The 1,337-nt window shown below is 70.4% G+C and carries 1 protein-coding gene; it reads right to left on the bottom strand.

The features are described 5' to 3' along the window. Nucleotides 1-20: 20 nt before the first annotated feature. Complete coding sequence (locus HC031_RS32170; protein ID WP_167929229.1) at nucleotides 21-1,232, bottom strand: IS110 family RNA-guided transposase; 1,212 nt, start codon at nucleotides 1,230-1,232, stop codon at nucleotides 21-23. Nucleotides 1,233-1,337: the final 105 nt, after the last annotated feature.

Genomic DNA, 1,337 nt, shown 5'->3' with positions numbered 1-1,337 from the left:
GAGGAGTTTCAATGATCGTGTCAAGCCGCGTGTGCGGCGACTGGCGGTGACGGATGGAACTCACGGCCGTCGCGCAGCAGCGCCCAGATGACGTCGACAAGCCGTCGCGCCAGGGCGATCAGCGCTTGGGTGTGCCGCTTGCCCTCGTCTCGCTTGCGTCGATAGAAGACGCGGGAGGGGCCGTCGGGTTTGATCGCGGACAGGGCGGCCTGGTAGAACACCCGTCGCAGCCGTCGGTGGTAGCGCTTGGGGCGGTGCAGGTTGCCGCGGATCCGGCCGGAATCGCGGGGCACGGGGGCCAGGCCGGCGTAGGCAGCCAGTCGGCCCGCATTGCCGAATCCGGCTTGCAGGTCACTGCCGGTGTCGGCCAGCAGTTGGGCGCCCAGGATTGGTCCGAACCCGCCGACGCTGGTGATGCGGGCCGCGTGCGGGTGCTCGGCGAACCGGGCGCTGATCTGCTTGTCGAGGTCTTTGATTTCCCGGTGCAGGTCGAGCAGTTGCGCGGCCAGCCGGGCGATCAGCGGGGCGACGGTGGCCTCGGTGGGCAGCGCGACGGTCTGCGCCGCCGCAGCGGCCAGGGCGGCGTCGGCTATGGACGCCGCTTTGGTGGCGCGGACTCCGCCGGCGAGCAGGTGTGCGGTCAGGCCTGCGGTGCCGGCGGCCCGGATGCCGGCTGGGGTCTGGAACCCGGTCAGCAGCACCAGCGCCGAGCGGGTCGAGTAGTCAAACGCCGCCTCCAGCGCCGGGAAGATCGAGGCAAGCAGGTCGCGCAGCCGGTTGACCCCGCGCACCCAGTCGGCGGTCAGGTCGTCGCGGCGGGCGGTGAGCACCTGCAGGTCGGCCACCACCGTGTCGACGCCGAGCACCGGCGTCAGGTCAGCGCGCAGCCGGGCGGTCTGGGCGATCGTGTGAGCGTCTTTGGCGTCGGTCTTGCCCTCGCCGGCGAACGCGCCGGCCATCCGGTTGACCAGCCGGCCGGGCACGTACACCAGCGGCTGGCCGGCTGCCAGCAGCAGCGTGATGAGCAGGCCCGCCGAGCCGGTGGTCAGATCGATCGCCCACTGCACCTGGGCGGCGGCCTTACCCGCCCGGGCGATCAAGGCTTCGATATCGGCTTGTCGGTTGGCCACACGTTTGGTGAACACCACCTTGCCGGTGGCGTCCACCGCGCACGCGTGGTGATGGGCCTTGCCCACATCGATACCAACCCAGATCACGTCGCGGACCTTCACCTGGCCCGTCCTCACCTTCCCGTCGCTCGACCCCGTGGACAGCCTCGCCAGCAGCTCCATAACCAGCGACACACGCAGATCTCAATCAGCAACCGAGGCGTCCGA

Source organism: Planosporangium thailandense (assembly GCF_011947195.1).
GTDB lineage: Bacteria > Actinomycetota > Actinomycetes > Mycobacteriales > Micromonosporaceae > Planosporangium > Planosporangium thailandense.
Note: the sequence above shows the minus strand (reverse complement) of the source record. Positions and strands in the feature narration are given on the sequence as shown.